This is a genomic window from Kitasatospora sp. NPDC058190 (genome assembly GCF_042883685.1).
GTDB lineage: Bacteria > Actinomycetota > Actinomycetes > Streptomycetales > Streptomycetaceae > Kitasatospora.
Map to the genome: position 1 here is coordinate 17,301 of NZ_JBHVVI010000105.1, position 15,491 is coordinate 32,791.

Sequence of the window (15,491 nt, forward strand, 5' to 3'; positions counted from 1 at the left end):
TTGCGCGAAGCGCTCGCCGAGCGTAGCGAGGTGGGCGCATGAACGCGCTCGGCTTCAGCTGCACCGGCGTGCGGTCCGACCCCTACGCGGCCGCGCCGACCCTGGTGTTCCGGCTGCGGATCACGGCGCCGGCCGACACCCGGGTGCACGCCCTCGCCCTCCAGTGCCAGCTGAGGATCGAACCGGGCCGGCGGTCGTACGCCACCGGGGAGGGCGGGAGGCTGAGCGACCTGTTCGGCGAGCGGGAGCGCTGGTCGAGCACGCTCAACCCGATCCAGTTCGCCACCGTGCCCCTGTTGGTGCCCGGCTTCACCGGCGAGACCGAGGCCGACCTCGCGGTGCCGTGCGGCTACGACCTGGAGGTGGCCTCCGCCCGCTACTTCCGGGCCCTGGACGGCGGCGAGGTGCCGCTGCTGCTGCTCTTCTCCGGCACCGCCTTCGCCGGCCCCGGCGGCTTCCAGGTCACCCCCGTGCCCTGGGACCGGGAGGCCCGGGTGCGGATGCCGGTGCGGGTCTGGCGGGAGGCGATCGACCAGCACTTCCCCGGCTGCGGCTGGCTGCGTCTGCCGGAGGACGTCATGGACGACCTGCTGGCCTACCGCTCCCGGCGGGCCCTGCCCTCCTGGGAGGCGACGGTGCGGCAACTGCTGGCCGCGGCGACGGTCGGGGAGGAGGCCCGGTGAGCGGATTCCCCGACGGGATCGAGCGCGGCTTCGCGGCCGCCCGGCAGATCGCCGACGCGGTGCTGCTGGAAGGCTACGTGCTGTACCCGTACCGCGCGTCGGCGGCCAAGAACCAGCTGCGCTGGCAGTTCGGCGTCCTGGTACCGCCGGAGTACACCAGGCAGGGCGGCGAGCACTCCCACCAGCGCACCGAATGCGTGATGGAGGCGCGCCGCGACGACCGGCTGGCGGTCGAGCTGCGCTTCCTGCGGGTCCAGCGCCGCACCGTCGAACGGGCCACCGCCACCGGTGGGTTCGAGCCCGTGGAGCGGCTGGAACTCGCCGACCGGGTACTCGTCGAATGGGACGAGGGCGTCGAGGAGCGGATCGAACTCCTCCTGCCTGTCGACGAGTTGAGTGACGAAGGACTGCAGCGGGGGTTCCGGCTGCCGGGCGTCGGCAGCACGGAGCTGCTGAACGAGGACGGCACCGCCGTCGGACGGCTGCTGCGGCGGCGCGAACAGATCGACGGCCTGGTGCGGTTGATGGTCGAGGAGCTGCCCGGCCCGTACCGGGCGCAGCGGCTGACGGCGGTGGTGGAGAACGCCTCCGACTGGACGCCGGACCAACAGGCCGGACGCGAGGAGGCGCTGCCGCGCTCCCTGGTCTCCGTCCACCTGCTGCTCGGGCTGGAGCACGGCCGGTTCCTGTCGGTCACCGACCCGCCCGAGTGGGCCCGGCCGGCCGTCGAACGCTGCCGCAACGAGCGCACCTGGCCCGTCCTGGCCGGACCGGACGGCCGGTCCCAGGTGATGCTGTCCTCGCCGATCATCCTGGAGGACCACCCGCGGATCGCCCCGGAGAGCCTCGGCACCCTGTACGACGCCACCGAGATCGACGAGATCCTGGCGCTGCGGACGGCGGCCCTGACCGAGGACGAGAAGCGGGAGGCCAGGGGCACCGACGAGCGGGCCGGGGCGGTGATCGACCTCGCGGAGTCCATGCCGCCGGAGGTGCTGGAGCGCCTGCACGGGGCCATCCGCGGGCTGCGCGAGATCACCGGCGGCGCCGGCGACGCGGAGCAGCCCTGGTGGGACCCGGGCAACGACCCGCAGGTCGACCCCGAGCGCGACCGGGTGCTGGTCGACGGCCGCCCGGTCGGCGCCGGCAGCCGGGTGCTGCTGCGCCCCGGACGGCGGCGCACCGACGCCCAGGACCTCTTCCTGGACGGGCGCACCGGTGTCGTCGAGGCGGTGCTGCACGACGTCGACGGTTCGGTGCACCTGGCCGTCACCGTCGAGGACGACCCGGGCGCGGACCTGTGGCGGGCACAGGGACGCTTCCGCTACTTCCAGCCCGACGAGGTCACGCCGCTGGAGGAGTCGTGACGGGTGGGACCGTGCTGGTCGCCGGGGTGGGCAACATCTTCCTCGGCGACGACGGGTTCGGGGTCGAGACCGTCCGGCGGCTGTCCGCCCACCCGCTGCCCGAGGGCGTCGAGGTGGTCGACGTCGGCGTACGCGGCGTGGACCTCGCGTACCGGCTGCTCGACGGCTACCGGACCGCGGTGCTGGTGGACGCCACCTGCCGCGGCGGGGTACCCGGCACCGTCCACCTCATCGAGGCGGCCGCCGAGCTGCTGGGGGTGCCGGTGCTGGACGGGCACCGGATGGGGCCGGACGCCGTGCTCGCACTGCTCGCCACGCTCGCCGCCGGCACCGGCGGCGAGCCGCCCGGGCGGGTGCTGGTGGTCGGCTGCGAGCCGGCATCGCTGGAGGAGGGCATCGGGCTGAGCGAGCCCGTCGCCGCCGCCGTCGAGGCGGCGGTCCAAGTGGTCCTGCGGGTCGTGGACGAGGCCACGCAGCCGGAGAGGGAGACAACACCATGCTGAGGAAGCTGTTCTGCGCAGCCCTGTTGGCGGGGATCGGCGCGCTGGTCTGGCAGAGCCTGCCGGACCTCAGGCGGTACCTGAAGATCTCGCGGATGTGAGGCCCGGATTGCTGCGAACGGTGCAGCCCCGGGCGCGGTGGCGGCGCGGCTTCGGGCCGTGGCCGCCACCGCCCCCTGTAATGGGGCCCGTTGCCGCCCGCCGTGGGAAGAGACCGATGCACGAGATGTCGATCGCCGCCGCCGTCGTCGAGCAGGTGGAGGCGGCCGCGCGCGACCACGCGGCCCCCGGGGTGGCGCGGGTGCGGCTGCAGGTGGGCGAGTTGGCCGGGGTCGTGGCCGAGGCCCTCGACTTCTGCTTCGAACTGGCCTGCGCCGGAACGCTGGTGGAGGGCGCGGTGCTGGACACCGAGACCGTCGCGGGGCGGGCCCGGTGCGCACCCTGCGCCGTCGAGTGGGCCGTCGGCATGCCGCCCGACCTCGGCTGCCCGAGCTGCTCCGCAGGCGGCGGAGTCGAGCTGCTGTCGGGGCGCGAGCTCCAGATCCTCGCCGTCGAATGGGCCGGGCGCCCGGGCGCACCGGCGGAACAGAAAGGCTGACGCGATGTGCCAGACGGTCGACCTGCGCCAGGCGGTCCTCGCCCGCAACGACGACAGCGCCCGCGAACTGCGGACGGCGCTCACCGCCCGGGGGACGGTGGCGGTGAACCTGCTGTCCAGCCCCGGCAGCGGCAAAACCGCCCTACTGGAGGCCGAGTTGGGGCTGGCCCGACGGCGCGGGGTGGCGGTTGCCGCGCTCACCGCCGACCTCGCCACCGAGAACGACGCGCTGCGGCTGGCCCGTTCGGGCGCACCGGTGAAGCAGGTGCTCACCGACGGGCTCTGCCACCTGGAGGCGCGGATGCTCGCCGGGCACCTGGACGGCTGGCTGCCGCAGGACTGCCGGCTGCTGTTCGTGGAGAACGTCGGCAACCTGGTCTGCCCGGCCTCCTACGACCTCGGCGAATCGCTGCGGGTGGTGCTGGCCTCGGTGACCGAGGGCGAGGACAAGCCGCTCAAGTACCCGACCGCGTTCGGGCTGGCCAACCTGGTGCTGGTGACCAAGGCGGACCTCGCCGCGGCCGCCGAGTTCGACGGGGCGGCGTTCCTGGCGAACGTCCAGCGCGTCAACCCCGGCGTGGAGGTGGTGCACACCTCGGCCCGCACCGGCGACGGCGTCGGGGCGCTGCTGGACCGGGCGCTGGCCGTGCTGGACGGCGCCGAGCCGCACCGGCCGGTGATGGCCGCCGCTTCCCACGGGCACGGGCACGGGCACTCGCACGGGGGGCACCACCACGCGGCGCAGGCGCCCCGGTGACGGCCGGCCACCCGGAACCCGACCGCGAGCGGCGGCGGGTCGCCGTCCGAGGTCTCGTGCAGGGGGTCGGCTTCCGGCCGTTCGTCTTCACGCTGGCCGGCGAACTCGGGCTGGCCGGCAGCGTCACCAACACCGGCGAGGGCGTGCTGGCCGAGGTCGAGGGCAGCCGGGAAGCGCTGGACGCCTTCTGCCTGCGGGTGGCGAGCGACGCGCCGCCGCTCGCCCAGGTGGCCTCGGTCGAGCACGCGCCGCTCGCCGCGACCGGCGACAGCGGCTTCACCATCACCCCGTCCCGCGTCGGCGGCCCCCGCGCCACCCTGATCCCGCCGGACGTCGCCGTCTGCGCCGACTGCCTGGCCGAACTCGCCGACCCGGCCGACCGGCGCCACCGGCACCCGTTCATCAGCTGCACCAACTGCGGCCCCCGGCACACCATCGTCACCGGCCTGCCGTACGACCGCGCCAACACCACCATGGCCGGCTTCCCGATGTGCGCGGACTGCGAGCGGGAGTACACCGACCCCGCCGACCGCCGGTTCCACGCTCAGCCCGTCGCCTGCCACGCCTGCGGGCCGCGGCTCGCGCTGACCGTCCCCGGAACTGCCGGGCGGGCGGGGGAGGAGGCGCTCACCGAGGCCCGCCGACTGTTGGCCGACGGGGCGATCCTCGCCGTCAAGGGCATCGGCGGCTACCACCTCGCCTGCGACGCGCGCCACGCCGAAGCCGTCGCCCTGCTGCGCCGGCGAAAGCGGCGCGGCGACAAGCCCTTCGCCCTGATGGCCCGTGACCTCGCCACCGTCGAGGGCCTGCTGCCGGTCGGCCCGGTCGAGCGGGAACTGCTCACCGGACCGGTACGGCCGATCGTCCTGCTGCGCCGCACCCTCCCGTCGACGCCCGAACTCGCGGCGGTCGCCCCGGGCAGCCCCGACCTCGGCGTGATGCTCCCGTACACGCCGCTGCACCACCTGCTCATCGCCGCCGCCGGACCGGACCTCCTGGTGATGACCAGCGCCAACCTCTCCGGCGAACCGATCGTCACCGACGACCGGGAGGCGCTGAGCAGACTCGCCCCGCTCGTCGACGGCTGGCTCACCCACGACCGGCCGATCCACGTGCCGTGCGAGGACTCCGTGGTGCGGGTGGTGGACGGCGAGCAGCTGCCGCTGCGCCGCTCGCGCGGCTACGCCCCGCTGCCGCTCCCGCTGCCGGTGTCCGTCCGCCCGGTGCTGGCGGTCGGCGGCGACCTGAAGAACAGCTTCGCGCTGGCCCGCGACGGCTACGCCTGGCTGTCCGGGCACATCGGCGACATGGACGACCTTGCCACGCTGCGCGCCTTCGACCGCGCGGTCGAGCAGCTCGGCACGGTCAGCGGGGTGCGGCCCGAACTGCTCGCCGCCGACCGGCACCCCGGCTACCGCTCGGTCCGGCACGCCGAACGGACCGCCGCAGGCCGGCCGGTGCGCCGGGTGCAGCACCACCACGCCCACATCGCCGCGGTGATGGCCGAACACGGCCTGGACGGCGGCCGGCCGGTGCTCGGGGTGGCCTTCGACGGCACCGGCTACGGCGAGGACGGCGCGATCTGGGGCGGCGAGGTGCTGCTGGCCGACTACGACGGATTCCGCCGCCTCGCCCACCTCGGCTACGTGCCGCTGCCGGGCGGGGACGCCGCCGTCGAGCGCCCCTACCGGACGGCGCTGGCGCACCTGCGTGCGGCCGGGCTGCCCTGGACGCCCGGGCTGCCGCCGGTCGATGTCTGCCCGCAGGAGGAACTCCGGCTTCTGGAGCGACAGTTGGAGCGCGGGTTGAACTGCGTGCCGACCTCCAGCATGGGCCGGCTCTTCGACGCGGTGTCCTCGCTCGCAGGGGTCTGCCACCGGGCCGGGTACGAGGCCCAGGCGGCGATCGAACTGGAGGCGGCGGCGGTCGGCCACGGCCCGGCGGCGGGCTACGGGTTCGGGCTGTCGGCGGCGGCGGACGGTTGGATCGCCGACCCCGGGCCGGTGCTGGCCGGGGTCGTGGCGGACGTGGCCGCCGGCGCGTCCACCGGGTTGGTCGCCGCGCGCTTCCACGCCGGGGTGGCCGATGTCGTCCGGCGGATCTGCGTGGCCGTCCGGGCGGAGTGCGGCACCGCGACGGTGGCGCTCAGCGGCGGTGTGTTCGCCAACGCGCTGCTCTCCTCGGCCTGCGCGAGCGGCCTCGGAGCGGCCGGCTTCACCGTGCTACGGCACCGCCGGGTGCCGCCCAACGACGGAGGGCTGGCGCTCGGCCAGCTGATGGTGGCCGCCCGGTCGTCGGCCGCCCGGGAGGAGTGAGAGCGGATGTGCCTGGCAGTGCCCGGCAGGGTGACGGAGATCGCGGAGCGGGACGGGACCCGGATGGCGGTCATGGATTTCGGCGGGGTGGTCAAGGACGTGTGCCTGGAGTACCTGCCCGACCTGGAGGTGGGGGAGTACGCGATCGTCCACGTGGGCTTCGCGCTCCAGCGACTGGACGAGGAGTCGGCCCGGCGGACCCTGGAGCTGTTCGAGGAACTCGGGCTCCTGCAGGAGGAGTTCGGCGACCCGTGGGAGGCGGCGGGGGAGTGGGACGCGACACGAGCGGCTGAGGAGGCCGGACGGTGAAGTACCTGGAGGAGTTCCGCAACCCCGAGCTGGCGGCGGGCCTGCTCGCCGACATCAGGGCGACGGTCACCCGACCATGGGCGCTGATGGAGGTGTGCGGCGGCCAGACGCACAGCATCATCCGGCACGCCATCGACCAACTCCTGCCGGAGGAAGTCGAGTTGATCCACGGACCGGGCTGCCCGGTGTGTGTCACCCCGCTGGAGGTGATCGACCGGGCGCTCGCGATCGCCGCCCGGCCGGAGGTCGTCTTCTGCTCCTTCGGGGACATGCTGCGGGTGCCCGGCACCGACCGGGACCTCTTCCGGGTCCGCGGTGAGGGCGGCGACGTCCGGGTGGTGTACTCGCCGCTCGACGCCCTGCGGATCGCGCGGGAGAACCCGGACCGGGAGGTCGTCTTCTTCGGCATCGGCTTCGAGACCACCGCCCCGCCGAACGCCATGGCCGTCCACCTGGCCAGGAAGCAGGGCCTGCGCAACTTCAGCATGCTGGTCTCGCACGTCCGGGTGCCGCCCGCCATCGAGGCGATCATGGACTCGCCGGACTGCCGGGTCCAGGGCTTCCTCGCCGCCGGGCACGTGTGCAGCGTGATGGGCACCGCCGAGTACCCGGCGCTCGCGGAGCGCCACCGGGTGCCGATCGTCGTCACCGGCTTCGAACCGCTGGACATCCTGGAGGGCATCCGGCGCACCGTACGGCAGCTGGAGCGCGGGGAGCACACCGTCGACAACGCCTACCCGCGGGCCGTCCACCCCGAGGGCAACCCGGCCGCCCGCGCCATGCTGGAGGACGTCTTCGAGGTGGCCGACCGCGCCTGGCGGGGCATCGGCGTCATCCCGCGCAGCGGCTGGCGGCTGGCGCCGCACTACCGGGACCACGACGCCGAGCACCGCTTCGACGTCGCGGGGATCGCCACCAGGGAACCGGCCCAGTGCCGGGCCGGCGAGGTGCTGCAGGGGCTGCTGAAGCCCCACCAGTGCGAGGCCTTCGGTACGGTCTGCACCCCGCGCACCCCGCTCGGCGCCACCATGGTCTCCAGCGAGGGGGCCTGCGCCGCGTACTACCTCTACCGGCGGCTGAGCACGCCGGTCACGCCCCAGGAGGCGAGTCCTGTTGGCTGACACCGAGATGCTGGCGGAACAGTCGGCCGCGCCCGACTTCTCCGGCTGGAGCTGCCCGCTGCCGCTGCGCGACCACCCCCGGGTGGTGATGGGGCACGGGGGTGGCGGGGCGATGTCCGCCGAGCTGGTGCAGAACCTCTTCGCGCCCGCGTTCGGCGGGCGGGCGCTGGAGGGGCTCGGCGACTCCGCCGTCCTGGAGCTGGGTGGCGCCCGGCTCGCCTTCTCCACCGACTCCTACGTGGTGCGGCCGCTGTTCTTCCCCGGCGGCTGCATCGGCGACCTCGCCGTCAACGGCACGGTCAACGACCTCGCCATGAGTGGGGCCCGGGCGGCCTACCTGTCCTGCGGCTTCATCCTGGAGGAGGGGGTGGAGATGGCCGTGGTGGACCGGGTGGCCCGGGCGCTGGGCGCCGCCGCCCGTACCGCCGGGGTCGAGGTGGCCACCGGCGACACCAAGGTGGTCGAGGCCGGGCACGGGGACGGCGTCTACCTGAACACCGCCGGCATCGGGCTCGTCCCGGCCGGGGTCGACATCCGGCCGCAGCGGGCCCGCCCCGGTGACGTGGTGATCCTCAGCGGGCCGATCGGGCTGCACGGAGTGGCGATCATGAGCGTCCGGGAGGGCCTGGAGTTCGGCGTCGAGGTGCGCAGCGACAGCGCGGCGCTCGGCGGGCTGGTCGAGGCGATGCTCGCGGTGACGCCTGATCTGCACGTGCTGCGCGACCCCACCCGCGGTGGGCTGGCCGCGTCGCTCAACGAGATCGCGGTGGCGGCCGGGGTGGGCGTGGGCTTGAGCGAACGTGCCGTCCCCGTCCCGGATCCGGTGGCGAACGCGTGCGCGGTGCTGGGCCTGGACCCGATGTACATCGCCAACGAGGGCAAGCTGGTCGCCTTCGTCCCGCGCGGCGCGGCCGACGCCGTGCTCGCCGCGATGCGCGCCCACCCGCTCGGCGCGGAGGCGGTGGTGATCGGTGAGTGCGTCGAGGAGCACCCCGGGATGGTCGTCGCCCGCACCGGGTTCGGCGGCACCCGGGTGGTCGACCTGCCGATGGGCGAGCAGCTGCCGCGGATCTGCTGACACCGGCTCGGGCGGGGCGCCGACGGCGGGTGTCGTCGGCGCCCCGCCCGGCTCGACGCCCCGCTCGGGGGCGTCGCGCTGGGCTGAGTGCCGTCAGGAGCCGCGGGCGTAGGTGCGCTTGGTGGTGCCCTTCGGGTCCGTCTCCAGGTAGCCGGTGCCGTAGTCGTCGGCGAGGTAGACCTTGATGGTGGGGGTGCCGTCGAACATGTCGGAGTTGATGAGCAGGTAGCGCGTGGTCGGCTGGGGGACGTTCAGGGTGTCCTGGGCGCGCTGGAGCAGACCGGGCACGACGTCCCAGCTGTACTGCTGCAGGTCGATGGGCTTCTCGTCGCCGTTGAGCTCCCCGCCGGCCTCACGGTCGACCTTGCCGTCGCGGATCGTGATCCGGTCGTAGAGCGTGGGGCCGGCCGCGGTGGGCACCTTGGCGATGGCGTACTCCGGGTAGACGGTCAGCTCGAAGACCTTGTTGTCGGGCGTGTAGGGCTGCAGTGCGGCGACGATGCGGCGCACGCCGTCCGGGGTCAGCAGGGTCGCCCCGGCGGACGGGGCGGCCGTCGGGGTCGGTACGGCGGTCGGCGTGGCGGCGGTGGACGGCGAGGTCGCGGGCGGCGGGTTGCCGGACACGGGGCTCGTGGCGCCGGTCGTGCTGCTCGGGGCCTTGGCCGCGGCGGCCGCCGCGTCGGTACCGGACCGGCTCAGGTAGAGGGCCCCGGCGCCGGCGAGCACCACCGCGCCGGCCGCCACCACGGCGATCGTGGTGCGGCCCCGGCGGGAGGTCGACGTCGGAGGCGCGCCCACGGTCGGGGGCGGCGGGAAGCCGGTGGGTAGCCGGTCCTGCGGGGCAGACGGGGCAGACGGGGCAGACGGGGCAGACAGGGCAGACAGGGCAGGCGGGACGGCCGGGGCGAGCGGGAAGGTCCCGGAATCGTACTCGGCCTCCGCCAGCGCCCGGTCGAGCTGCTCGGCGTCCGGGCGCAGCGCCGGGTCCTTGCCGAGCAGGGCGACCAGCAGCGGCCCGAGCCGCCCGGCCCGGCTCGGGGGCGGCAGCGGCTCGTCGAGGACGGCGGCCAGGGTGGCCAGGGTGGTCGCCCGGCGCAGCGGGTGCCGGCCCTCGATGGCGACGTAGAGCAGCATGCCGAGCGACCACAGGTCGGAGGAGGGGTTGCCCTCCTGACCGCGGATCCGTTCCGGTGCGATGTACTCGGGCGAGCCGATCAGCGCCCCGGTCGCGGTCAGCGCGGTGGCGTCCTGGATGGCCGCGATGCCGAAGTCCGCGAGTACCGGGGTGCCGTCGGGGCGCAGCAGCACGTTGCCGGGCTTGACGTCCCGGTGCTGGACGCCGACGGCGTGCGCCGCGCGCAGCGCGGACAGCACGCCGCGCCCGAGGCGGGCGGCGTCGGCCGTGGCGAGCGGGCCGTGGGCCAGTCGGTCGGCGAGGCTGCCGCCGCTGACCAGCTCCATCACCAGCCAGGGGTGGGGGTGCTCCGGGCTGTCGACGATGTGGTGGATGACCACGACGTTGGGGTGCTGCAGCCGGGCGAGCGCCCGGGCCTCGCGCAGGACCCGCTCGCGCAGCTCCCGGACGCCGTCCGGGTCGGCCGCGGCCATCGCCGGGTCCGCCGGACGGACCTCCTTGAGCACCACTTCGCGGTGCAGTGCGTTGTCCCGGGCCCGCCAGACCAGGCCCATGCCGCCGCCACCGAGCTGCTGGAGCAGTTCGAAGCGCCCGTCGACGAGGCGTTGCTCCGCCCCAGCTGTGTTCATGGCGGTCATGGTAGGAGATCCCGGGGACAGTTCCGGCCACGCGGGGGGTCCGCCGAAACGGGCTCCCGGCCGGTCGTGTACGGGCCTTTCACTCCCGGCTCTCGCGGACGACCGAGGCGGCCCGGACACCGGCGACCAGGAGGGCCACCGCCAGCAGGACCACGCCGATCGCGATGGCCGTCCAGCCCCCGCTGGTGAGGTTGTCCAACTGCTCCTGGTAGGTGGAGTCGTGGGGCTCGGGCATGCCCTCGCCGAAGGAGCCGGCGGCGCGGGGGTGGCAGACGTCCCCGGGCGACATGGGCCGGCCGTAGCAGGTGGGCACCGCGGTGTGCAGCTTGTGGACGCCCATCAGGATCAGGCCGAAGCCCGCGCCGAAGAGTACGAGCACGATCAGCATCTTGACGGCCCCCCGGTTCCGCTGTCCCGCACGGCCTCGGGGTCGGCGGGCGTACGCACGCTCCGACGCGCGACGCGCCCCGGGCGGTTCCGCCCGGCCGGAGTGCGCCCCCCACGACCCGGGGGATCACTGCATCAGCGCGAGCCGTGCGCCGAAGCCGATCAGCAGCACGCCCGTCACCCGCTCGATGCGGCTGCGCACCCGCGGGCGCCGCAGGAACGCGCCGATGCGGTCGACGGTGACCGTGTAGAGGCTGAACCACAGCAGGTACAGCACCACGAAGGCCGCCGAGAGCAGCAGCGCCTGGCCCAAGGTGTGCCCGGTGGTGGGGAGGAACTGCGGCAGGAAGGTGACGAAGAACAACGCCACCTTGGGGTTGAGCGCGTTCGACAAGAAGCCCTGCCGCAGGTACACCAGTCGGGTGTTCCCGGCCGCCGCCGGTGCCGTCGCGTCCGCCGCGCCCTTCGCGGACTGCCGGGCCGCGCGCAGGGTGGCGATGCCCATCCAGACCAGGTACAGCGTGCCGACGGCCTTGAGCACCGTGAACGCGACGGCGGAGGCCACGAGCAGGGAGGACACGCCCAGTGAGGCGGCCGACACGTGCACGCCGAGGCCCAGCATGCCGCCGAGCGTGGTGCAGAGGCCGGCGGTCCGGCCGCCGACCAGGGCGTTGCGGGTGATCAGCGCCTGGTCGGGGCCGGGGATCATGATCAGGATGAGCGCGGCGATGATGAACGTCAGCATGCCGCCGCCCGGACGTGGTCACCGGAGGTTTTCCGTCGGATCGTCATCTTGCTTCTCCGTTCCGCTGGTTGGGGCTTGACGTGATCTTGACTGACGCGATCGGGGCGCGCCATCCTCGCATCACTGATCATGCGGGACGGGGAGTGGCGGATGGAACTGTCGACGGCTCAGAAGGCTTTGGCGGAACAGCCGTTCAGCGTGCTCCTTGGAGCGCGGCTGACGGCCTTCGGCGACGGTGCGGCCGTGCTGGAGCTGGACGTCCGTCCGGATCTGCTCCAGCAGAACGGCTTCCTCCACGGTGGCGTGCTGAGCTATGCGGCGGACAACGCGCTGACCTTCGCCGCCGGCGCCGCGGCGGGGCCGCACCTGCTCACGGCGGGCTTCACCATCGATTACCTGCGGCCCGCGCGCGGGCGGGTGCTGCGTGCCCGTGCGCAGGTGGTCCGGGCGGGCCGCAGCCGGGTGGTCTGCCGCTGCGACCTGCTCATGGTGGACGAGGAGGGCGTCGAGTCGTTGTGCGCCGTGGCGCAGGGTGCGATCTCGACGGTGGGCGGGGCCGACGGGGCCTGAGGCCCGGTCGGCTGCCTGCCCGGCAGGGCGTCGACCCGGCAATTCGGTGACATGGCCCGTCCCGTGCCCCGACCTTCCGGGGCGGGGCACGGGATGGGCCATGAGGGGGATCAGCGCAGGCCGGCGAAGAGGTCGTTCTCCGGTACGGCCGCGCCGGTGGCGTCCTGGACGCGGACGAAGGTCTCCACGCCCATCAGTTCGGTGAACCGCTCCTTGCCCATCCGCAGGAAGAAGATGTTCTCGCCCTGGCTGGCGTGTGCGGCCAGGGCGTCGAACTTCTGGCTGCCGAACTCGGTGGTGTCGACCCAGGTGGTGATCTCCTCGTCGGGGAGGCCTATCTCGGGCATCGACTCGGTCTCGGCCGGATCCGCCTCCTCCCAGTCGGAGCCGAACTCGCGCATGACCTCGCCGAAGCGCTGCATCATCGAGCGCGGCGCGGTCGTCCAGTAGACCTTCGGCGTCATCCCGGTCAGCTCCAGGGCCGCCATCGTGATGCGGTTGGCCTGGATGTGGTCCGGGTGGCCGTAGAAGCCGTTCTCGTCGTAGGTCACGACCACGTCGGGCCGGTAGTGCCGGAGCAGTTCGGCGAGGCGGGCGGCGCCCTCCTCGACGGGCGTCCGCCAGAAGGAGCCGGGCGCGTCATTGGCCGCCCAGCCCATCATCCCGGAGTCCGCGTAGTCCAACGTCTCCAGGTGGCTGACCTTGAGGACGTCGCAGCTCGCCTGGAGTTCCTCACGGCGCATCGCGGCGACGGCCGCCGGGTCGTGCCCGGGCTCGCCGGGCTTGACGCCTCCCGGTCCGTCACCGCAGGCGCCGTCGGTACAGGTGACGAGGACCGTACGGATCCCCTCCGCCGCGTACCGCGCCAGCACACCCCCTGTTCCGGTGGCCTCGTCGTCGGGGTGGGCGTGCACCGCCATCAGCGTCAATGGCCGGTCAACCATGGAAACCATCCTCCGGTCTGAAAAGTGCTCGGCCCGAGTCTGCGGTACACGGGCGGCCGATCGCCAGCGAAATCGGGACGATGTGGCGAGGCACTACACCTCGATGTTGGAGCCCATGAGCACCGTGCGGTCCTGGGGCAGCTGGAAGAAGGTCGCTGCGCTCGACGTGATGTGCGAGGTGGCGATGAACAGGTGCTTGCGCCAGGTCGGCATGGTCTTCTCCGGGCCGGGCGTCAGCTCGATCTTGGAGAGGAAGTAGGTGCAGGTGTCGAGGTCGAGCCGGCCCTCGGTCTCCTCCGGCTTGAGGCGGCGCAGCGCGCCCGGGACGTTCGGCGCCTCCATGTAGCCGAACTTGACGGTCACCAGGATGATCCCGTCCTCGGTGTCGCCGAGGGAGTCGACGACGGCGCGGTCCTGCGGCCGTACGCGGGGCACCGGCACGGTCTGGATCGCCACGATCGCGACGTGTTCGTGGCGGACCCGGTTGTGCTCGACGTTGGCCCGCAGCGCCAGCGGCACGGTGGTGGACGAGCGGTTGAGGAAGATCGCGGTGCCCGGGACGACGGCCACGTCCTTCCCGGTCCGCAGTTCGTCGATGAAGGGCTGCAGCGGGCCCTCCAGCCGCTCGCGGCTCGCGGTGACGACGTCGCGCCCGCGCCGCCAGGTGGTCATGATCACGAAGGCGACCAGGCCGATCAGCAGCGGCAGCCAGGCGCCGTGGATGAGCTTGGTCATGTTGGCGGCGAAGAAGAGCAGGTCGATCGTGACCAGGACGCCGCCGCCGCCGACGATCACCGGCAGTGGCACCTTCCAGCGCTGCCGGGCGACGTAGAAGAAGAGGATCGTGGTGATGGTGATCGTCGCGGTGACGGCCATCCCGTAGGCGAAGGTGAGCGCCGCCGAGCTCTGGAACGCGAAGACGAGGACGAGCACCGAGATCATCAGCAGCCAGTTGATCCACGGGACGTAGATCTGCCCGATCGTCTTCTCGGAGGTGTGGGCGATGCGCAGCCGCGGGAGGTAGCCGAGCTGGGCGGCCTGGGAGACGACGGAGAAGGCGCCGGTGATCACCGCCTGGGAGGCGATGACGGTGGCCGCGGTGGCCAGGATGACGAGCGGTACCCGTCCCCACTCGGGCGCCAGGAGGAAGAACGAGCCGTTCACGTTGGCGGGGTCCTTCAGGATGAGGGCCGCCTGTCCGAGGTAGCTCAGGACCAGGGTCGGGAGGACGAGGAAGGTCCAGGCCCGGGTGATCGACCGGCGGCCGAAGTGGCCCATGTCCGCGTACAGCGCCTCGGCGCCGGTGAAGGCCAGGACGACGGCCGCGAGGGCGAAGAAGGCGATGCCGAAGTGGTTGACCAGGAAGTCGACGGCGTACGTGGGCGACAGCGCGCGCAGGACGTTCGGCTCGGCGGCGATGCCGCTGACTCCGAGCGAGCCGATGGTGAGGAACCAGACGATCATGATCGGCCCGAACAGCTTGCCGACGGCCTCGGAGCCGCGTCGCTGGCCGAGGAAGAGCAGCACGATGATCACCGTGGTGATCGGGATGATCAGCTCGTCCATGCCCGGGTCGACGACCTTGAGGCCCTCGACCGCGGACAGCACCGACATGGCCGGTGTGATCATGCTGTCGCCGAGGAACAGGGCGGCGCCGAATATGCCGAGTGCCGCGAGCCCGACCGCGGTTCGCCTGCCCCGGCTCGCGAGCTTCTGCTGGAGGAGGGTGATCAGCGCCATGATCCCGCCCTCGCCGTCGTTGTCCGCGCGCATCGCGAGCGAGACGTAGGTGACGGAGACGATGAGGATGACCGACCAGAAGACCAGGGACACGACGCCGTAGACGTTGGCGGTGTTCAGCGGCACCGGGTGCGGGTCGTCGGGGTTGAACAGCGTCTGCATCGTGTAGATCGGGCTGGTGCCGATGTCGCCGAACACCACGCCGAGCGCGCCGACGATCAGGCCCAGTCGCGCCGTGTCGCGTACGACGCCCTTGCCGCCGCCGGGCGGTCGTTTTCCTGCTTCGATCTGTATCGCCTGCACTCGTCGCAACTTTCGTTCGGCGAGCCGGTCCGAGTCGGTAGCCCGGCCACGACCTCGCACTGTTCCGGCGCCGTACCGCGCCCGCGCGCTTGGTCGCGTGAGGTGGTCAGCTGCCCAAGTAGAAGGAGTGTCGTGCTGCGGTGTCAAACCCGTGCGACCAGCGACAACGGCCTGTGGCCGCTGCGCCGCTTCCTGTGAGCGGCGGCCCGCGGCCGGGAGCCGGGGCGGGGGGGGGGGCCGGGGGGGGGGCGCCCCCGCCCCGCCCCCCGGCCCACAGGCAGCCGGAGCGGGGGGCAAAAGG

Annotated in this window: 16 protein-coding genes; 11 read left to right on the forward strand and 5 right to left on the reverse strand. The window is 73.4% G+C overall.

What is annotated here, in order from left to right; all coding sequences use genetic code 11:
* Positions 1-38: 38 nt before the first annotated feature.
* From ACFVWU_RS34780 to hypE, 10 genes are all read left to right on the forward strand, one after another.
* Positions 39-683, forward strand: coding sequence for a DUF6084 family protein (locus tag ACFVWU_RS34780; protein WP_387628277.1), 645 nt, complete (start codon positions 39-41; stop codon positions 681-683).
* Positions 680-2,050, forward strand: coding sequence for a hypothetical protein (locus ACFVWU_RS34785; protein ID WP_387628280.1), 1,371 nt, complete (start codon positions 680-682; stop codon positions 2,048-2,050). Before ACFVWU_RS34780 ends, ACFVWU_RS34785 begins: the two co-directional genes overlap by 4 nt.
* A complete protein-coding gene (locus tag ACFVWU_RS34790) occupies positions 2,047-2,553 on the forward strand; it encodes a hydrogenase maturation protease (RefSeq protein WP_387628283.1) in 507 nt (168 codons plus the stop codon). The genes ACFVWU_RS34785 and ACFVWU_RS34790 overlap by 4 nt, the downstream gene beginning before the upstream one ends.
* Entirely contained in the window at positions 2,547-2,651 is a 105-nt protein-coding gene (locus tag ACFVWU_RS34795) for a DUF6893 family small protein (protein ID WP_380658794.1), read from the forward strand. Before ACFVWU_RS34790 ends, ACFVWU_RS34795 begins: the two co-directional genes overlap by 7 nt.
* A gap of 116 nt (positions 2,652-2,767) precedes the next feature.
* Positions 2,768-3,148 carry a hydrogenase maturation nickel metallochaperone HypA gene (locus tag ACFVWU_RS34800; RefSeq protein WP_387628286.1) on the forward strand — a complete coding sequence of 127 codons (381 nt, stop codon included), beginning with the start codon at positions 2,768-2,770 and terminating at the stop codon, positions 3,146-3,148.
* Positions 3,149-3,152: 4 nt separating this feature from the next.
* Positions 3,153-3,905 carry a hydrogenase nickel incorporation protein HypB gene (gene hypB, locus ACFVWU_RS34805; protein ID WP_387628289.1) on the forward strand — a complete coding sequence of 251 codons (753 nt, stop codon included), beginning with the start codon at positions 3,153-3,155 and terminating at the stop codon, positions 3,903-3,905.
* A complete protein-coding gene (gene hypF / locus ACFVWU_RS34810; protein WP_387628291.1) occupies positions 3,902-6,220 on the forward strand; it encodes a carbamoyltransferase HypF in 2,319 nt (772 codons plus the stop codon). The genes hypB and hypF overlap by 4 nt, the downstream gene beginning before the upstream one ends.
* A gap of 6 nt (positions 6,221-6,226) precedes the next feature.
* A complete protein-coding gene (locus ACFVWU_RS34815) occupies positions 6,227-6,529 on the forward strand; it encodes a HypC/HybG/HupF family hydrogenase formation chaperone (protein ID WP_387628293.1) in 303 nt (100 codons plus the stop codon).
* Positions 6,526-7,650, forward strand: a complete 1,125-nt coding sequence (gene hypD / locus ACFVWU_RS34820; RefSeq protein ID WP_387628296.1) for a hydrogenase formation protein HypD — start codon at positions 6,526-6,528, stop codon at positions 7,648-7,650. The genes ACFVWU_RS34815 and hypD overlap by 4 nt, the downstream gene beginning before the upstream one ends.
* 7 nt (positions 7,651-7,657) lie before the next feature.
* Positions 7,658-8,728, forward strand: coding sequence for a hydrogenase expression/formation protein HypE (hypE, locus tag ACFVWU_RS34825; protein ID WP_387628313.1), 1,071 nt, complete (start codon positions 7,658-7,660; stop codon positions 8,726-8,728).
* Positions 8,729-8,821: 93 nt separating this feature from the next.
* On the opposite strand, the gene ACFVWU_RS34830 is transcribed toward hypE, so the two are convergent.
* The 3 genes from ACFVWU_RS34830 to ACFVWU_RS34840 form a co-directional block, all read right to left on the reverse strand.
* On the reverse strand, positions 8,822-10,492 hold the full coding sequence (locus ACFVWU_RS34830) for a serine/threonine-protein kinase (RefSeq protein ID WP_387628299.1): 1,671 nt from the start codon (positions 10,490-10,492) through the stop codon (positions 8,822-8,824).
* A gap of 88 nt (positions 10,493-10,580) precedes the next feature.
* Entirely contained in the window at positions 10,581-10,880 is a 300-nt protein-coding gene (locus ACFVWU_RS34835) for a hypothetical protein (RefSeq protein ID WP_387628301.1), read from the reverse strand.
* Between the two features lie 135 nt (positions 10,881-11,015).
* Positions 11,016-11,633 carry a LysE family translocator gene (locus tag ACFVWU_RS34840; protein ID WP_387628303.1) on the reverse strand — a complete coding sequence of 206 codons (618 nt, stop codon included), beginning with the start codon at positions 11,631-11,633 and terminating at the stop codon, positions 11,016-11,018.
* Between the two features lie 150 nt (positions 11,634-11,783).
* Between ACFVWU_RS34840 and ACFVWU_RS34845 the strand changes: the two genes are divergently transcribed.
* Complete coding sequence (locus ACFVWU_RS34845) at positions 11,784-12,203, forward strand: PaaI family thioesterase (protein ID WP_387628305.1); 420 nt, start codon at positions 11,784-11,786, stop codon at positions 12,201-12,203.
* Between the two features lie 110 nt (positions 12,204-12,313).
* Here ACFVWU_RS34845 and ACFVWU_RS34850 read toward each other — a convergent pair whose 3' ends face one another.
* Both ACFVWU_RS34850 and ACFVWU_RS34855 read right to left on the reverse strand, forming a co-directional pair.
* Positions 12,314-13,147 carry a PIG-L family deacetylase gene (locus ACFVWU_RS34850; protein ID WP_387628308.1) on the reverse strand — a complete coding sequence of 278 codons (834 nt, stop codon included), beginning with the start codon at positions 13,145-13,147 and terminating at the stop codon, positions 12,314-12,316.
* A 93-nt stretch (positions 13,148-13,240) separates the two neighbouring features.
* Positions 13,241-15,190, reverse strand: a complete 1,950-nt coding sequence (locus tag ACFVWU_RS34855; RefSeq protein WP_387628311.1) for a potassium transporter Kup — start codon at positions 15,188-15,190, stop codon at positions 13,241-13,243.
* Between the last annotated feature and the right edge of the window lie 301 nt (positions 15,191-15,491).

Excerpts from the sequence above, each read along its gene's own strand:
- ACFVWU_RS34780 (WP_387628277.1), top strand. The coding sequence starts at position 39 with ATGAACGCGCTCGGCTTCAGCTGCACCGGCGTGCGGTCCGACCCCTAC.
- ACFVWU_RS34795 (WP_380658794.1), top strand. The coding sequence starts at position 2,547 with ATGCTGAGGAAGCTGTTCTGCGCAGCCCTGTTGGCGGGGATCGGCGCG.
- ACFVWU_RS34800 (WP_387628286.1), top strand. The coding sequence starts at position 2,768 with ATGCACGAGATGTCGATCGCCGCCGCCGTCGTCGAGCAGGTGGAGGCG.
- hypB (WP_387628289.1), top strand. The coding sequence starts at position 3,153 with ATGTGCCAGACGGTCGACCTGCGCCAGGCGGTCCTCGCCCGCAACGAC.
- ACFVWU_RS34815 (WP_387628293.1), top strand. The coding sequence starts at position 6,227 with ATGTGCCTGGCAGTGCCCGGCAGGGTGACGGAGATCGCGGAGCGGGAC.
- hypE (WP_387628313.1), top strand. The coding sequence starts at position 7,658 with ATGCTGGCGGAACAGTCGGCCGCGCCCGACTTCTCCGGCTGGAGCTGC.
- ACFVWU_RS34830 (WP_387628299.1), bottom strand. The coding sequence starts at position 10,492 with ATGAACACAGCTGGGGCGGAGCAACGCCTCGTCGACGGGCGCTTCGAA.
- ACFVWU_RS34840 (WP_387628303.1), bottom strand. The coding sequence starts at position 11,633 with ATGCTGACGTTCATCATCGCCGCGCTCATCCTGATCATGATCCCCGGC.
- ACFVWU_RS34845 (WP_387628305.1), top strand. The coding sequence starts at position 11,784 with ATGGAACTGTCGACGGCTCAGAAGGCTTTGGCGGAACAGCCGTTCAGC.
- ACFVWU_RS34850 (WP_387628308.1), bottom strand. The coding sequence starts at position 13,147 with ATGGTTGACCGGCCATTGACGCTGATGGCGGTGCACGCCCACCCCGAC.